Origin of the sequence: Raoultibacter timonensis (genome assembly GCF_022845715.1) — a bacterium.
In the GTDB taxonomy this organism is placed as follows: Bacteria; Actinomycetota; Coriobacteriia; order Coriobacteriales; family Eggerthellaceae; genus Raoultibacter; species Raoultibacter timonensis.
On the sequence record NZ_AP025564.1, the window covers coordinates 2,929,587 to 2,945,755 of the forward strand.

General features: G+C 63.3%; 16 protein-coding genes. 6 read left to right on the forward strand and 10 right to left on the reverse strand.

Annotation, left to right across the window (positions count from 1 at the left end):
* Positions 1–108 precede the first annotated feature (108 nt).
* A complete protein-coding gene (locus tag MWL89_RS12015; RefSeq protein WP_244386261.1) occupies positions 109–834 on the reverse strand; it encodes a response regulator transcription factor in 726 nt (241 codons plus the stop codon).
* Positions 835–1,020: 186 nt separating this feature from the next.
* Between MWL89_RS12015 and MWL89_RS12020 the strand changes: the two genes are divergently transcribed.
* Positions 1,021–2,004 carry a diaminopimelate dehydrogenase gene (locus MWL89_RS12020; protein ID WP_244386263.1) on the forward strand — a complete coding sequence of 328 codons (984 nt, stop codon included), beginning with the start codon at positions 1,021–1,023 and terminating at the stop codon, positions 2,002–2,004.
* A 39-nt stretch (positions 2,005–2,043) separates the two neighbouring features.
* The gene (locus MWL89_RS12025; RefSeq protein ID WP_102377498.1) at positions 2,044–2,838 is read left to right on the forward strand and encodes a nitroreductase family protein; all 795 of its coding nucleotides are present in this window, start codon (positions 2,044–2,046) and stop codon (positions 2,836–2,838) included.
* Between the two features lie 70 nt (positions 2,839–2,908).
* Here MWL89_RS12025 and MWL89_RS12030 read toward each other — a convergent pair whose 3' ends face one another.
* On the reverse strand, positions 2,909–4,024 hold the full coding sequence (locus tag MWL89_RS12030; protein ID WP_244386264.1) for a hypothetical protein: 1,116 nt from the start codon (positions 4,022–4,024) through the stop codon (positions 2,909–2,911).
* Between the two features lie 489 nt (positions 4,025–4,513).
* Between MWL89_RS12030 and MWL89_RS12035 the strand changes: the two genes are divergently transcribed.
* Complete coding sequence (locus tag MWL89_RS12035; protein ID WP_102377496.1) at positions 4,514–5,092, forward strand: hypothetical protein; 579 nt, start codon at positions 4,514–4,516, stop codon at positions 5,090–5,092.
* Here the strand turns inward: MWL89_RS12035 and MWL89_RS12040 are convergent.
* The 4 genes from MWL89_RS12040 to MWL89_RS12055 form a co-directional block, all read right to left on the reverse strand.
* Complete coding sequence (locus tag MWL89_RS12040) at positions 5,089–5,859, reverse strand: TatD family hydrolase (RefSeq protein ID WP_244386266.1); 771 nt, start codon at positions 5,857–5,859, stop codon at positions 5,089–5,091. The genes MWL89_RS12035 and MWL89_RS12040 overlap by 4 nt on opposite strands.
* Positions 5,856–6,731, reverse strand: coding sequence for a tRNA threonylcarbamoyladenosine dehydratase (locus tag MWL89_RS12045; RefSeq protein WP_244386268.1), 876 nt, complete (start codon positions 6,729–6,731; stop codon positions 5,856–5,858). Before MWL89_RS12045 ends, MWL89_RS12040 begins: the two co-directional genes overlap by 4 nt.
* A gap of 75 nt (positions 6,732–6,806) precedes the next feature.
* Positions 6,807–7,715, reverse strand: coding sequence for a patatin-like phospholipase family protein (locus MWL89_RS12050; protein WP_102377493.1), 909 nt, complete (start codon positions 7,713–7,715; stop codon positions 6,807–6,809).
* Positions 7,716–7,793: 78 nt separating this feature from the next.
* On the reverse strand, positions 7,794–8,624 hold the full coding sequence (locus MWL89_RS12055) for a class I SAM-dependent methyltransferase (protein ID WP_244386269.1): 831 nt from the start codon (positions 8,622–8,624) through the stop codon (positions 7,794–7,796).
* A gap of 179 nt (positions 8,625–8,803) precedes the next feature.
* Here MWL89_RS12055 and MWL89_RS12060 point away from each other — a divergent pair, with 179 nt between their 5' ends.
* A complete protein-coding gene (locus MWL89_RS12060; RefSeq protein ID WP_102377491.1) occupies positions 8,804–9,733 on the forward strand; it encodes a MarR family winged helix-turn-helix transcriptional regulator in 930 nt (309 codons plus the stop codon).
* A gap of 109 nt (positions 9,734–9,842) precedes the next feature.
* Here MWL89_RS12060 and MWL89_RS12065 read toward each other — a convergent pair whose 3' ends face one another.
* From MWL89_RS12065 to MWL89_RS12080, 4 genes are all read right to left on the reverse strand, one after another.
* Complete coding sequence (locus MWL89_RS12065) at positions 9,843–10,580, reverse strand: hypothetical protein (RefSeq protein ID WP_244386271.1); 738 nt, start codon at positions 10,578–10,580, stop codon at positions 9,843–9,845.
* Positions 10,581–10,607: 27 nt separating this feature from the next.
* Positions 10,608–12,467 carry an FAD-binding protein gene (locus MWL89_RS12070; protein WP_244386273.1) on the reverse strand — a complete coding sequence of 620 codons (1,860 nt, stop codon included), beginning with the start codon at positions 12,465–12,467 and terminating at the stop codon, positions 10,608–10,610.
* Positions 12,464–13,069: an FMN-binding protein gene (locus MWL89_RS12075; RefSeq protein WP_244386275.1), complete on the reverse strand. Its 606-nt coding sequence runs from the start codon at positions 13,067–13,069 to the stop codon at positions 12,464–12,466. The genes MWL89_RS12070 and MWL89_RS12075 overlap by 4 nt, the downstream gene beginning before the upstream one ends.
* A 188-nt stretch (positions 13,070–13,257) precedes the next feature.
* Complete coding sequence (locus MWL89_RS12080) at positions 13,258–13,830, reverse strand: cytochrome c3 family protein (protein WP_102377489.1); 573 nt, start codon at positions 13,828–13,830, stop codon at positions 13,258–13,260.
* Between the two features lie 181 nt (positions 13,831–14,011).
* On the opposite strand from MWL89_RS12080, the gene MWL89_RS12085 reads away from it, so the two are divergent.
* Together MWL89_RS12085 and MWL89_RS12090 are read left to right on the forward strand one after the other, a co-directional pair.
* On the forward strand, positions 14,012–14,671 hold the full coding sequence (locus MWL89_RS12085; protein ID WP_244386277.1) for a TetR/AcrR family transcriptional regulator: 660 nt from the start codon (positions 14,012–14,014) through the stop codon (positions 14,669–14,671).
* A 108-nt stretch (positions 14,672–14,779) separates the two neighbouring features.
* Complete coding sequence (locus tag MWL89_RS12090; RefSeq protein ID WP_102377487.1) at positions 14,780–15,772, forward strand: DUF5692 family protein; 993 nt, start codon at positions 14,780–14,782, stop codon at positions 15,770–15,772.
* Positions 15,773–16,169 lie beyond the last annotated feature (397 nt).

Consider the following 16,169-nt stretch of genomic DNA (forward strand, 5'->3'; position numbering starts at 1 on the left):
CCGTTTCCCCTTCCTGGAGGTTTTGCATTGCCTCCACGATAGAGAACGGATTTTCAGGAACCTCCGGGGAAGCTGCAAGAAAGTTCCAAGATGGCGTGCAGTCCCGATTCATCGCCGTTGCGAGTCGTCTGCGAGCCTGAAACCCACGCCCCATACCGTCTCGATGAAGCCGTCGGTTCCCGTCTCCTTGAGCTTGCTGCGGATGTTGCCGACATGCGTACTCACGCTCTTCTCCTCAAGCGCCCCCTCGTCGCCCCAGGCCGCCGCCGAGAGGTCCTTCTTCGAAAACACCCGCATCGGATGGGCCATGAGCGCGGCGACCATCTCGAACTCGGTGCGCGTGAGCCTGACCGGCGTTCCCGCAACGCGAAACGCGCGCTCGTCGAGGTCTATCTCCCACGTGCGGAAGCGAAGCGTGCGGCCGGGCGCTTTGCCCATCCCCGAGCGCTGCGATGCGCGCCGCGCCTGCACCTCGACGCGCGCGAGCAGCTCCTCGAGGTCGAAGGGCTTCACGAGGTAGTCGTCGGCGCCGATCCTCAAAAGATCGACCTTGCTCGAAACATCGCTTTTCGCCGATATCACGATGACGGGCGCATCGCTGCCTTCGCGGAAGATGCTCACGACATCCTCGCCGCGCATGCCCGGCAGCATGAGGTCGCAGATCACGAGGTCGTACGCGCCTGCATCCTGCATGAGCAGGCGCGCCTCGGTTCCCGAGTACGCCGGCGTGCACGCGTATCCCGCTTTGCCGAGAAACGAACGCACGACGTCGTTGATCGCCGCATCGTCCTCGACGACGAGAATGCTCGGTTTCGTGTTGTTCCCAAAATCCATGCCGCGATTATAGCAAAGCGGTCGCGAATCTCCACTTCGCCGCTGCGTTCGGTACGGCACATGACTTGCGCGGCGTTCTGTATTCTCCGTTGGCTTGCGGATTCTCTTCCCTATCGCGCCGAGCGCAGCATTAGTATGTATCCAGCACATACACGGACCCGTACACGACAACCAGCAAGGAGACTCATGAAACGCATACGCATCGGCATTCTCGGCTACGGAAACCTCGGACGCGGCGTCGAGCTCGCGATCGGACAGCACGACGATATGGAGCTCGCCGGCATATTCACCCGCCGCGATCCCTCGACGGTCGCTGCGCACACCAAAGACGTGCCCGTGCGCCCCGCAAGCGAACTCGATCAGGGCGCCGACGATATCGACGTGCTCATTCTCTGTGGCGGAAGCGCGACCGACCTGCCCGAGCAGACCCCCCGCTACGCGGCCCGCTACACCGTAGTCGACAGCTTCGACACCCACGCGAACATCCCCGAGCACTTCGCCATCGTCAACAAGGCCGCGCAGGATGCGGGCACCATCGCCGTCATCTCATGCGGTTGGGATCCGGGCATGTTCTCGCTCAACCGCCTGTACGGCACCTGCGTGCTGCCCGAGGGCACCGACTACACGTTCTGGGGCCGCGGCGTGAGCCAGGGTCACTCCGATGCCATCCGCCGCATCGAAGGCGTCGCCGATGCGAAGCAGTACACCATTCCCGTCGAAGCGGCCCTCGAAGCAGTGCGCTCCGGCTCGAACCCCGAGCTCACCACAAGGCAGAAGCATCTGCGCGAGTGCTGGGTCGTGCTCGACGAAGGCGCCGACGCGGACGCCGTCGAAGAGCAGATCATAACCATGCCCAACTACTTCGCCGACTACGACACGACCGTGCATTTCATCTCGCAGGAGGAACTCGACCGCGATCACGCCGCCATGCCGCACGGCGGGTTCGTCCTCCGCAGCGGCGAGACCGGAGACGGAAACCCCGCCCTCATCGAGTACTCCCTCAAGCTCGGTTCGAACCCCGGATTCACCGGCAACGTCCTCGTCGCCTTCGCCCGTGCAGCGCACCGCCTCGCACAGGAGGGCCAAGCGGGAGCCCGCACCGTGTTCGATATCGCGCCCGCGTATCTCTCTCCGTACGGCGGCGAGTACCTGCGCGAACACCTCCTGTAGGAAACCGAAAACGGATCCGAGATACGAAAAGGAGCGCTCATGGGCATCGCTGTGCACATAGACGCCGACCGCTGCATCGGATGCGGTGAATGCGTGGACGATTGCTTCCCGGGAGTACTGCGCCTTGAAGACGGGATCGCCGTCGTGAGCGGCCCCTGCCTCGAATGCGGGCATTGCGTTGCCGTATGCCCGACGGAGGCGGCGAGCATCCCCTCGTACGACATGGAAGACGTCGAGAGCATCAATCGTATGCCCGCGCTCAACTCCAGCCAGCTGATTCGAGCCGTCAAATCCCGCCGGAGCGTCCGCTCGTACACCAGCGAAACCCTAGACGATGCGGTCATCGACGACATGATCCAGGCGGCCCGCTACACCCCAACCGCCCGAAACAGGCAGCGCACGAAGATCGTCGTCGTCAAGAAGGGGCTCGCCGAATTCAAGCAGATGCTTTGGGACGAGCTCCCCCGTGTGGCCGAACGGCTTGCGCAAGAGCGATCGCCGTACGCCCGCATCTTCGATCAGATGCACGAAGCCTATCGCAAGAACAGCGAAGACCGTCTCTTCTTCAACGCTCCGACGTTCTTTCTCGTAGTCACCAAAAACCCGTGGGACGGAGGCCTCGCGGCAGCGAACATGGAACTCGCCGCCGTCGCGCACGGCGCGGGCGTGCTGCACAGCGGATACCTGAGGCACATCGTTTCGGGAAGCAAGACGCTCGAAAGCTGGCTCGGCATCGAAGGCAAGGAGATATCCTGCTGCATGCTCGCCGGCTATCCTGCCGTTTCGTATCGGCGCACGGCACCGAGAAAACCAGCCTCGGTTATCCTCCGATAGCGATTCGACCGGCGCTGTCCGCCCGGCGTACGGGCGGACAGCGCGCCGATCCGACGGCGAACGCACCGCCCTACCGCGGGGTCGCACTCGCTGTGCTTTTGGCCGACTGTCCGCTGCCCACCTGCGCGATGTTCGATCCGCTCGTGTTCTTGCCGGTCGACCCCTGGCCGGAGCCGGAGGTCGAGCCGCTGCCGGTGCCCGAGCCGCCGTCTGAACCCGAACCGGAACCCGACCCCTGGCCGGTGCCCGAGCCGGAGCCTTGCCCGTCCGACCCCTGGCCGTCGCCGGCGGTCCCGCTTCCGTCCGAGCCGCTCCCGGAACCCTGTCCCCCGCTTCCGCCCGACGGATTCGAGGGGTCGGTCGCACCGCCAGCCTGACCGCTGCCCGAAGAGGCGTCGCTTCCCGACTGATCGGAATCCGCGCCCTTCGACGCATCGTCGGACGAAGAGGCGCTCTCGTCTTGCGCCTTACCGTTTTGCGCAGCCGAATCTCCTTCGGAGGAGCTGGATTCCCGCCCAGCATCCGAAGACTGGCTTTGCCCGGCAATCGACGGCAAAGGCGAAACTTTGGCGCCGATGCCCTGTCCATCGGTAACCGCATTCACGAGGAACGCCGAAACCACTACGGCGACCAAGGCCGACACGGCGGCGACCGCCGCCACGCGCCGCTGCAGTTGCTTCTTGCGCCTGCGCATCGTCTTCGCTCGAATGACTGTCGCGTCGCCCTGCAGGGCGGTGTCGTCGAGGCTCGGCGTAGTCGATTGCCGGGGGACAACGGGTAAAACCGCTGTTTTCGCAGGGACGGCAACCGTGTCGAAGCGATTGGTTTCCCCGTCCGTTCGCCACGCGGTTTCGCTCTCGCCTTGCCCAGCGGCTTCGGAAGGCATCGCCTCGTCTGCCGGGGGCCCGAACGTCGCCGCCCCGGCAGAAGCCTCGATGGGATGCAGGTCTTTGATCTTTTCGGCCGAAGCCGCAAGGAACTTCTTGTACAGTTGCGATGCAACCGCCGAAACGACCGAGCCGACGGCCACGCCGATCACCGAACCGGCAATGCCTATCTGCGAGGCCAGCAGCATCGAGGTGACCGCCGCCAGCGCCCCGGCGATAACCTGCGTCGCCGAAAGGTCGTCGAACAGGCCCCCCTTCCGAGGTTGCTCGGCTCGAACTTCTTGGGTCCCATGCGCCATCGAAGGCCTCCTTTCGGCATTGTCGTTGTCGCGCAGCGTGCGGGATGGCGCGGGCGTCCATCGCCAGAGACGACGACTGCATGGCCCATCGCCCGCGCGCAGTATCTTTCCTCCGAACATAACGCACGGAATCGCAGGCATGCGATTCTCCATCCAACCGTTACCTCCCAGCCATAGAACGTGCGCATCGCCTCCTGAAATCGTCCGCAATCCGGCGCACCGAGGTCCGCATACCCCGCGGAAACGCGATCGCTTTGCCAGCATTCGTCATAGTGGGATTCCGCCTGTCGTCGCCGCAGGCTCCTTCGACATGCCGTTCCCTCTCGCCGCCGTCCTGCTGTTCGTTGCGTTTTCCGTCCTCTGCGAGAAGCGCTCCGGCACCCGAGTCCCGCCGCAGGCGGCGTAAGGCCTCCTCTGCGGCCGGAGCGCGGGTTTCCGTGCTATAGTTTGCATGCGCGCCCGCGCGCAGCATCCTCGGAAAGGAACGCCATGGCAGCCACCGCTCAGACCCTCCTCGAAAACCAGCCCGATATCTTCTGGGGGTCGTACCACGACGATCCGAACTACCACTTCGGCATCTCGCTCGACTATCGCGATGACATGCTCATCCTGCTCGCCATCTACGTGATGAGCGATTGCGACGAGAACGAGGCGATGCTCGTCACGCCCGACGTGCTCGCCGAATGCTACACCATCGAGGATCTCGAGAAGAACGATATCGTTCTCAGCGACCTCATGGGCGAAGACGACGAGGACGCCATCGGCTGGTATTGCGCCGAGCTCTCCGTCTTCAAGCGAAGCGAGATCGATGCCATCAGGACAAGCAGCGAGAGGCTGGACGGCTACCTCGACGCCGTGATCGCCATACTCGAAATCGACCCCGACGAAGCCGACGAGTACGGCGAGGTGTTCGACGATATCTCGTTTTTCGAGATGCAGCACGAACTCGAAGCCATTCCGATGAACATCGACGAAGGCAAGCTCGCAAAGCCTTTGCCCTTCGAGTTCAGGCTCGTCGGCGACGCGTTGCTCGGCTGGCAATTCGCCGACGAAAGCGACTACCGCTAGACAGCCCCGAGACGCCCTTCGATGCGCCCGCCGAGCAGTCGTTCGCTCGTCTGGGCGATGCGGGCAGCCGCACCTTCGCCCCGCAAGAGCTCGACAGCCTCGAGTGCGGAAACCAGCAGGGTCTCGATCTCGCCGTAGGGGATGGCCGAGCCAGGCTGAGGCGGCGCATCGGTTTCGAGAAGGAGCCTGTCGAGAGGGATTGCCTTCGCATACTCGCGCCCGCGCTTCGAGGCCACCATGCGAGGGCCGACCGAGAAAAAGCACCCGAGCGCTACCGCTCGCTGCAGCTGATCCGACGAACCGGAAAACCAGTGCAGGATGCACGCATTGCCTTCGGGCAGCGCATGGCGTTCGAGCAGGTCGAGTACTGCGTCTTCCGCCTTAACCGCATGGACGGACAGCACCTTGCCGCCCGCAGCGCACGCCGAAAGCACGCGCTCGAAGGCCACAACCTGCGCGTCCTCGGTTCCCGAGCGGCGCGCGCCGAAGTCGAGTCCCACCTCCCCGATGAAAGCCGTCGATGCGGCGAGCCGCTCGAACAGGGCGATGTCGTCTTCACCGCAAAGGCCGTCGGCCACCCACCACGGATGCAGGCCGAGCCCCACCCGTACGTTTTCGCATGGTTCGAGCTCGCAGACGGCGGCTTCGTAATCCTGCGGCGTTACCGTCACCGAAAAACAGCCGATGCCGCGCGCGGCCGCTTCGCGTGCGGCGCGCTGGGCGTCGTCTGCGAAATCAAGATGGCAGTGCATGTCGAAGATCCTCATCGAACGCCCTTCCCCGCAGCCTTCGAAACGCAAGCGCCTCCCGCATCGGCACCCGAAGCCCGCACGCTGCCCGATTCCCACCGGTTCGGCTTGATCGAATCGGCCAGTTTCATCGCGCTGTCCACGGATTCGCGATCCTGACCGATGCCCGATAATGCACGGATCACCTCGCCCGCTAGCATCTGGCCCATGATCGGCGGCACGAACGATGCGGTTCCGAGGTTCGTTCGCTCGCGCCGTTGCGCGCCTTCGGCCGCAGCCGTTTCAACCGGCTGCTCGCACGAATACAGCACGCGAAGGCGCTCGATGCCGCGCTTCCTCGCCTCTTTACGCATGACGCGGCACAGCGGACAATTGACGGTTTCGTAGATGTCTGCCGTGCGGAAGCACTCGGGATGGAGCTTATTGGCTGCCCCCATGCTGCTGATGAGACGGATTTTCCGTTCCTGAGCGAGCGCAGCGAGCGCAAGCTTTGTCGACACCGTGTCGATGGCGTCGACCACGTAGTCGAATGCGTTTTCGTGTTCGTCGAACAGACCGCCCAGGTTGTCGGGAAGCACGAACATATCGTGGGCAACAACCGCGGTATCGGGATTGATGTCGGCGATCATCGCCCGCATAACATCGGTTTTTTTGCGGCCTACGGTGCTATGGAAGGCAATCGCCTGCCTGTTGATGTTGCTCTCCTGCACGACATCGTGATCGACGATGACGAGGCGCCCCACACCGCCGCGAGCCAAAGCTTCGACGCAGTTGGAGCCCACGCCCCCGAGGCCGAGCACCATAACGGTCGATTCGCCAAGGCGCCTTACGCCTTCGCGACCCAATATGACTTCGAGCTTCGAAGCGGCATTCTGACCATCGGCTGCCATAGACCGTCCTTTCTGTCGGCGTCTATGGTAGCACGACAAGCATCTGCCGATTCCCTGCGACATCGCGAAGCGACGCTATGAAACCCCCAGCCAAGACACCCAGCTATCGGCTTCGCGCTGCGCCTGGGCGTACCCGCGATCGTAGGCGGCCCGCAGCCTATCGTAGCGGGTTTCCTTGTTCGAAACGGGCATCTCTTCGGGGTAGAATACCATTGCTGACCCCTCGGCTTCGAGCCGTTCGACCTCGTCGAGGATATCGTTGTAGAACCGCCAGCGCTCGATCGAGCGCTGCGCTACCAGCGGGTGCTGCCGAAACGCGGCCCGAAACAGCGCCTGCGAGACGGACCCCAAGGGCTTTTTTCGGTAGCCGCGCTTTTGCGAACGCACGATGAAGAAACGTTCGAACCCGTCGCGGCGCGCAGCATCGAGCAGCACGCCCCAGCTATCCCCCATGCCGCCGTCCATGTACGTGCGCCCGTCTATCACGGTCGGAGGCATGAAGATGGGCATGGTCGAGCTCGCCCGCACGCGCAGCATCATGGCGCGCATGGTGGGCATGTCGGCCTTCGTCCAGGCCACCGTCTCGCCCGTATCCCAATCGAACCCCTCGATATGCACGTCGGCGGGGTTCGCCCGAAACGTATCCCAATCGAACGCGAACACCTCGTCGGTACCTGCAAGCTGTTCGGCCACACCCTCGTAGAGGTACGGCCCGTTGAAGTACCCTTTGCCCGAAAGCATGCTGGCCACGCCGCCGAACTGCGGATCATTTACCAGATCGACGAACGAAGCCTTCGTCCGCTCCATGTCGCGCGACACGTAGTTGACCGCATGGCTCGACCCGGCCGAAATGCCGTAGACCTTCCCGAAATGAAGACCGCGCTCCAAAAGCGTGACGATCGCGCCCGCCGTATAGCTCGCCCGCATGCCGCCGCCTTCGATGACGAGAGCCACGTCGGGTATGTTTACCGTAAGGGATTCCATGAAGCACAGTATACCCGCGCCCTTCGGTCGGGGCGGCTAGGATTTCCATCTGTGGACGAACCCGACATCCGCATCCGCCTATTGCGGTTTTACGGCAACAACTCCGATCTGAAGCGATTCGCCCGAATACGGAGTGCCTCGCAGATCGTCGCCGACGGTTTCGACGGAAAATCCCGCATCCTCAAGCTCATCGACGATACGCCGTACGGAAAAGACCGTCTGATGGTTCTGATAGACGGTGATGCCGCCATCGACCACGACGCTCGTTTCGCAGAACGAATGCGTTTCCGAGAACAACCACGTTTTCCTCATGACAACGTAAGGGTGATCGCGGAAGAATCCCGCCTCGTACGCCTCCCACGTTCCAGCGGCACCGTCATCGGGGTCGGGCAGCTGCTTCTCCGACGCTACGTCGAGGGCGAACCTTCCGCCGGGACGAAGCGAACGGCGCACGTTCTCGAGGACCGCCCGCCTTTCCCCGGGCGACAGCACCCCGAAATCCTCCCAAACGAGCATAGCGGCATCGAAGCAGTCGCTCCCGAACGGATCGCAATAGCTCTGTACGCGATACTCGATATCCAGCCCCTTGCCGTGTGCCCGATCGAGCGCATGGGCAATCGAATGCTCGGATATATCGACCCCCGTCACCTGCACCCCCGCGCGGGCGAACCGCTCGGCGTACAACCCCGGTCCGCATCCGAGGTCGACGAGCGACGATCCCCGCGACAGTCGCAGCGCATCAACCAGGAATGAAACCGTTTCGTCGATCCTGCCCGGTGCGTAGCTCGCGGAATCGCTGCTGGAATCCAGGTGAGCCCGAAGCATCTGAGGCGCAATGCGAGGATCGGTCCAGATGCTCGCCTGCCGTTCGTAGGGCCGGGGTCTTTGCAGTGCGGTGTAGAGATCCATGGAATTCGCCTTCTTGTCAAGGTTGGCCGTTTCGCCATTATACGGGAACGGCGACGAACTCTAAAAAAGGGGTGCATTTGCCCGCGCTTTGCGTGGAGACTTTGCGCGATACCGCCCCCGTGGAAAGCGAACGGATACCATTAGTTCAGCAGAGAAACAATTGCAAGGAGTACGTCACCATGGCCACCCGCAGCGACCTGTCGCTCGATTCATCGTTCTTCGTCGCATGCGAGCTGACCCACCGCGCCCTGAAGGCGGGTCTGAAAAGCGTGAGCGATCTGAGCGTTACCCAGTTTCGCGCGCTCGTCAAACTGGTGGCCGCCGCACCCACCGGCCTCGCCCAATCGGATCTCGCCGCCCTGCTCGACATCAAGGCAAACGTAGCTTCTCAGGTAGTCAACGCGCTTGAGGGAAAGAGGCTCGTCAAACGCCACAAGAGAGCGAAGGGCGATGGGCGAATCCGCGACGTGCGCATAACCAAAGAGGGCACTGCTCTCGTCGATCGGGCGAACAAGGCCATCGTCGAGCAGCTGTACTCCCTGTTCCCCACGCAGAACAAAGCGTACCGCAGCATCCTCGAAGCATCGATCGCAGCGGGTGCCAACATCGATCCGCCCCTCTCGAAAGAAGCGGCAAAACGCTACTTCGCCTCGCGCACGCTCGTTTCGCTCGAACTCATACGCAAAGCCATGGAAGACGCCCTGAGAGGCACCTGCGGAGCTTCTTTTAACGAGTGCCTCGTCCTCATGAAGCTCGGCGAGGCGAACGCGCCCCTGAGAATCGGCGATCTGGCTCATCAGCTCCAGCTCACTCCCGTCACCGTCGCACGCTCGGTCGACCGACTCGCTGGCCGTTCGTGGGCGCAGCGCCTCGCGAGCCCCGTCGATCGCAAAGCGGTGTTCGCTTCGGCTACGCCGCAGGGATCCGAAGTGCAGCGCCTCATCGCCCGCACGGTCGACGAAGTAGCGCAAACGTTTCTATGGAGCAGGCTCGACGAGGGCCAAAGCCTTGCGCTCGCCGAAGCGGGGCATGTGGTTCTCGCCGACATGCAGGCGCGCGAAGAGGCCGAACGCAAGGCGGCGCTCGACCTCCTGGAGCCCATCGGCTAGCCAAACCCCGTACGCGACTGCGGCGCTGCGAGCCGCCGAGCTCCGCGATTGCACTCGACCTCAAAGCCAAGCGGCCGCCGAATCGGAAGCCGCCCGCGCGCGATCGCCCCTACACAGCCGCTTCCGCCCGCTTTTCCAGCGCACGCGCGCCGAACAGGATGCCCAGGTTCACCACGACATCGGCGGCGAACCACGCGAGCACCACTCCCATCTGGATGGACGGGGTGTTGATGGACGCGAACGTGCCCACCGTAAGCACCATGACCGCAAGCCCGCATACAGCCGCCGCGACCACGAGGCTACGGCCCAAACCCGCGCCGCCCCTCGCCCGGGCCTGGGCGACGCACGCGCAGATCACCTGCGAGGCCGCCGCCAGAAGCGTGCCAATAAACGCCGCGAACACGACGAGCGCCACCACCAGCACTGCGGCCGACGGCAGCTTCGAGCTCATCGAGTCCACCTGGACCGCCGAAAGGATGCCGCTCGCCACGACAAACGCGCACACGATGGCGACGAGCGCCGTGGCCCATCCCCACAGAAACGCCATCGCCGGCTTGCCGGCACCCGCATAGCCGCGCTCGTAAAGAAACCCGTAGAGCGCCACGCCCGCCGTCGATATCACGAGCACGAGGCCCGCCAGAAACATGAACGCCACAAACGTCGATCCTGTGAGGATCGAGCAGATGACGTCGAGCATCGGCACGTCGGCCGCCGAAATGTAGTCGTAGGCGAGCGTCCCCGTGACGTCCATCACCGCAAGCCCGATTCGCGCCACCACGGCCACCACGAGCGCGAGAACGAAAAGCGTCGCATACGGGCGCGCCATGCCTTTCATGTGTTGCAGCATGTCATACCTCCTTCGGTAAGCTTGCGCTTACGCATTCTCCCGTTCGTTTTGCACCGCATACGTTCCGCACAGATAGCCCCCGCAAAACGCCAGGCTCACATCTCCCAAAAGCGAACCCAAGATCGGATCGCCGATGTAGCTGTTCTCGCCGCACGCACCGCCCGCCGTGTGCCAGCCGGCGTACAGGCCGGGAATCGCCTTCCCGCTGGTCGAGATCACCTGCATCTCGTCGTTGATGAGCAGGCCCGCTTTCGTGCCGTACAGGTTGCCGCCGATGCGGCACCCGTAGAACGGAGGCGTCGATATGGCGTGGAGCCACTCGGCGGGCATGGGGTACATGTAGTCGTCCTCGCCCCTCTCGCACGTTTCGTTCCACCTGTTCACGGCCTCGACGAGCACGCCTTCGGCGAACCCGAGGTCCCGTTCGAGCTCCTCGAGCGTGTCGCGTTTCTTGAGCACGTCGGCGTCGATGGCGTCCTGCACGCCGTGGTGCCAGTCGCGGTAGTGCTCGGGCACCTTCTCGATCTGCTCCAGATCGGGCGTGATGAGCTTGCGGCAGTGTTCTTGGGCGAATCCCGCCAGATGGTCCTCGTAGTTCGCGTCGAACACGATGTAGGAGCGGTGCCCCGGAGGCGTCATCTGGATGGTCGCCAGATCGCCGAGCGCGTAGATGGCGTTCGCGCCGTCCTCGTGCACCCGGCTGTCCATGTAGCGCAGGCGGTTGCCGCAGCGGTCGATCGTGAACCACGGCTGGCGCGACAGCTGCGTCATGCCGTCGTAGAGGAACCGCGCCCACTGCCCGCCCTCCGCCTCCCAATCGACGCCGCCGTCAAACGATGCCGAGCTGTTGAACCCCGACACGTCGGCATCCACCCCGAGCCCCATGCGGAAGCACTCGCCGGTCTCGCCCGCCGTCAGATAGCTCGAAGCGCAACCCATCGCAGCGGTGGGAATATACTCTTTCAGGAGCGCCTTGTTGTTGCAGAAGCCGCCCGCCGTGAGGATGACGGCCTGCGTGGCGTGGATGTACACCTCGCGCTTGTAATCCTCGCGGCACACAACGCCCACGATACGGCCGTCGCCATCCTGCACGAGCGCCTCGGCCGGACTCTGGAAATGGTATTCGACGCCGTGTTTCTGACCGAAGCTGAACATGGCATCGGTGGCATCCTTCATCTTGAGCACGTGATGGTCGAGCGTTGAGTTCTTCGGTGCCACGTACACGGGCACTTCGCCGAGGCGCCACCGCACGCCGCAATCGCCCATCCAGTCGATGCACGCGCCGCCTGCCTCCGCGATGCGGTAGATGAGATGCGGGTCGGCGGCATAGTGGTACTCGTCGATGGCCCAGTCGGCCAGCGCCCGGGCGTCGAACGGATAGCTCGGGAAGGCGAACCGCTTGGATTCCTGCAGCTTGGAGCCGCCGAGGATAGCGCACATGCCCGCCTCCTGCGCGTTGCCGCCGTGCAATCCCATCGCCTCGACGCAGATGGTCTGCGCGCCGAGCTCGGCTGCGCGCGCCGCCGCGTTCAAGCCGCCGCCGCCCGCGCCAACCACGCAGATCTCGCATTCGTAATCCCATGCCGCAGGCACCGCGCGCGGCGGGATCGGGGTCGCGTCGTCGGCCGGGAAGGCGGCGCCGTTGTGCTCGCGGTACGTGCCGTCGGCACCGGAGGCGTTCGTCTGGCTGCTGGCGGGCACCGAGGCGTCCCGCGAGCCGTCGGCGGACCAGTCGCCGATCACGCCCTCTTCCATGCCGTAGGCCACCGGCACGGGAACCGCCCCGGCCATCACGCCCGCTGCCGCCGTACCTCCCACAACGGCAGCCGCCGTCGTCAAAAAGTCGCGGCGGGAAAGGTTGCCCGCCCCGTGCTTGCTCGCGCTCATCGGTCGCTCCCCTCTATGCCGTTCGTCTGCTCCCCTGATTCGACCGCGTCCGCTTCGCCTGCGACCGCTTTGCCGTCCGATGCGGTCGCTTTCGGCGAAGCCCCTTTGTCAGCCGAAGCCTCCGCCGCGCTCGTCACGGCAATGCCGGTCTCGGCCTGCGCAAGCGCGTCGTCGATGGCTTGGCGCACCCCCGCCGTCGTGATGGTGGCTCCCGAGATCGCATCGATGTCGGAGCCCTGCGCGGCGTCGATCATGGCTGCGAACCTGCCGTCGCGAATCGCCTCGAAGCCTCCCCTGCTCTGGCTTTCGCCCTCCTGGGTGATCTCCAAGCAGGCAATGCGGCCGTCGTCCACCAAGAGCGACACGGTGATCAGGCCCTCCATGCCCTTGCCGGTTCCCACGTACACGCCGTCATGCAGGTTTCCCGCCGCCTTCGCAGACGGATTCGCCGCCACCTCCCGAGCCCATGGGTCGTCGGCGCGCATCGCCAGCTGCTCGGCGCTTGCGGCGTCCTTCGACCCCGAGCCCTCAAACGTCGCCCCGCAGCCCGACAGCCCGAGCGTCAGCACGGCACCGCACGCCAGTATCGTCGTTCTTTTCATCAGGTGTTCCTCCTCGTGGTTCCATCACCTGGCAACTCCCGTTGCCCGCATCCGCAGCGCCGGGCGGCGCCTCGATCAGCAGCCGACCGGTCGCGCGCACAGCGCTGCGGTTCGCACCGAGCATCCGCTGCAGCTCGACGCCCAGAAGCGGCCCAGCGTTCCGCTGCAGCTCGACGCCCCGTTGCGGCTCAGTGCCCCGCAGCGGGACTCGCCCAGCCCTCGGGGACTTCGTAGTCGTGGCAGGTGTTGCAGTACATGTACGATTGGCTGTGGGCGCCGTGGCAGTTGCTGCAGTCGATGGCGACGCCCTGATGCGACGAATGGGGGTTCACGCCCGCTTCCCCCGCCCAGTCGGCAGTTGCAGCCACGACTTCATCGAAATCGTGGCACCCCGCTCGGGTGCACATCTTCTCGTCGGCCGTCACGCCCGTGCGCACGATGTTGCCCGCATCGTCGGTCGCGAAGTTGCCCGACGCCCACGCGAGGCCCTCGGCAATCTGCTCGTCCATCTTGGGCTCATGGCATTCGAGACACGTCACGTCCTCGCGCGCATGGGAGTTGACCATGAGCGTTTCGTCGCCGTAGTAGCCCTCAACGTAGTTGTCCATCGGATTGTGGCAGATCGCATTGCAGAAGCCGGGCTGTTCGTGCCAGACGGCGAATCCCGCACCCGCCGCCACGATCGCAACTGCAACGACGCCGACGACGATGGGCCAGCGCTTCCTTCCCCGCTTCGCTGATGCCTCCTCAGAATTCCCCATTCCGCATCCTTTCCCCTTTATTTCTTCATTGCAGTATAGTTTTTATTTCAGCAATGAACTTTTATGGCGCCCATGCTATCATGCTCGCAAGCGAAAGTCATTGACGGATCGTCGAAAGTGTCTATTGACGATCCGTCAACCAAGAGCGTATTCTGCGCTCACCGAAGGACAGCCGAACAAGATGAGCGGGGTGAGACCGATGGACAGCGAAAGCAGCCTGCATGAGGCACGACGCGCAAGCATCGTCGAAGCGGCCCGCCAGCTCTTCGAGGAGCAGGGTCTCTCCCGCACATCGGTGCAGGACATCACGAACCGCGTCGGCGTCACGAGAACGCTGTTCTACCACTACTTCCCCGACAAGGAAGCCGTCACCTCGGCGGTGCTCGACGATTACATCGGCGATTACCTCGAAGCACTGCACCACTGGAACGCCGAGCGGCAGCGGGGGAACATCGAGCACGCGCTCGAAAGCGTGGTGAGGATACTGCGCCTCGGCGTCTTCGAGAACGATTCGTTCAGGCGCGCCCTCGCCTCGCGGGAGAACTCGGCGCTCTACCTCGAGTTCCTCAACCGCGTGGCCGACCGCACCGCAACCTACATCGTCGAAACCACCGTGCGCGATTACGAAACGCTGCACGAGATCAAAATCGATCACGTGTACGAGACATTCTACGTGCTGATCATCGGCATCGTGGGCTTCGTGCGCCGCCATCCGGAAGTCGATGACGAGGTGCTCAAAGACCTCATCGCCCAAACGCTGCACATGGATAGGGGAACCGGGCCGCACGACGGCCCTGAGCATAAACCGCACGAGAGCACCAGCAGGAAGCGCACAGACTAGCCGAAAACAGAGAAGAGAACCGGGCGCGCAAAATGCCTGATCAAGAGAACGTCCGAGGGGACGCTTGGCAGTGTGCGCTCAAACCAAGGAACGAAAGGGGTACAGCCAATGCTATTCCAAGTCTACGGCGAAAACGCCATCTACCAGTGGATCGGGTGGGCCGTCGTACTCATCAGCCTGATCCTCATCAACGAGTTCGCGCGGCGAACGAGGGCAGGCGGCATCTTCTGCTTCATCGTGCTTCCCGCAGGGCTCACGGTCTACTTCATCGCAATCACCGTAAGCGCAGCGTCGGGAGCCGAATGGGCGCTCAACAATCCCACGCACCTGTACATGAACAGCTGGTTCCACTACGCGAAACTCTACGCCGCGACCATCGGCTGCATCGGCTTCATGGCCCTCAAGTACAAGTGGGGAAAGATCGGCAAATCGCACTGGTTCAAGTGCTTCCCGTTCGTTATCGTGGCCATCAACATCCTCATTGCCGTGGTAAGCGATTTCGAATCGGCCGTGCGCGCGTTCGGCACCACCTGGGTATCCTCTGAAGGCGTCACGCTGTACGGCGGCTGGCACAACGTGTTCAACGGCATTGCAGGACTCATCAACATCTTCGTCATGACCGGCTGGTTCGGCATCTACGTGTCCAAGAAGAAGCAGGACATGCTCTGGCCCGACATGACGTGGGTGTTCATCATCTCCTACGACATCTGGAACTTCTGCTACACCTACAATTGCCTGCCCACCCATTCCTTCTACTGCGGCCTTGCGCTTCTGCTCGCGCCCACCATCGCCGCATTCCTGTGGAACAAGGGCGGCTGGATCCAGAACCGCGCGTTCACGCTTGCCATCTGGTGCATGTTCGCCCAGTGCTTCCCGATGTTCCTCGACTCCAGCGTGTTCGCCGTGCAGTCGGTGAACAACCCCAACGTCAATCTCACCATCTCGATCATATCGCTGCTCGCCAACGTGGCTGCGATCGGTTACGTGATCTACCGCTCGAAGAAGCTCAAGCGCAATCCCTACACCAACGAGATCTTCGTCGGCACCAAGGATTACGAGAAAGCCATGGCCCGCGCAGAAGACGCCCCGAAAGTCGCGTAGAGCCCTTTCGGCGCACAAGCAGGCGAGCCGCACGCGGAATCATTCCCGAAGCCGCACCTGCGAGCCCGTTGCACAAACACCAAACCGGGGCCGTCCGTTCAGAAACGGGCGGCCCCTTTGCATGCGCTGGAGCGAGGGCGTGCGATGCGCAAAACGACACGAAAAAAAGATTGCGCACGAAAAAGCAGGGGTTCGGTGCACGTTTTTTCGTTTGTGCCGCCCGCAAAGGCCAATCCGAAGCCGTTAAGTGCATTGCCAATACCGCCACCTGCGAAAACTCTAGTCCGACGCAGCAAACTGCGCCGCACCGAACCGCCTGCTGGTCGTAATCGGCTCTGCGAGGCCGCACAAACGCACTTTTTTGTACCGGAGCGATACTTTTTTGAACTAAAAGACC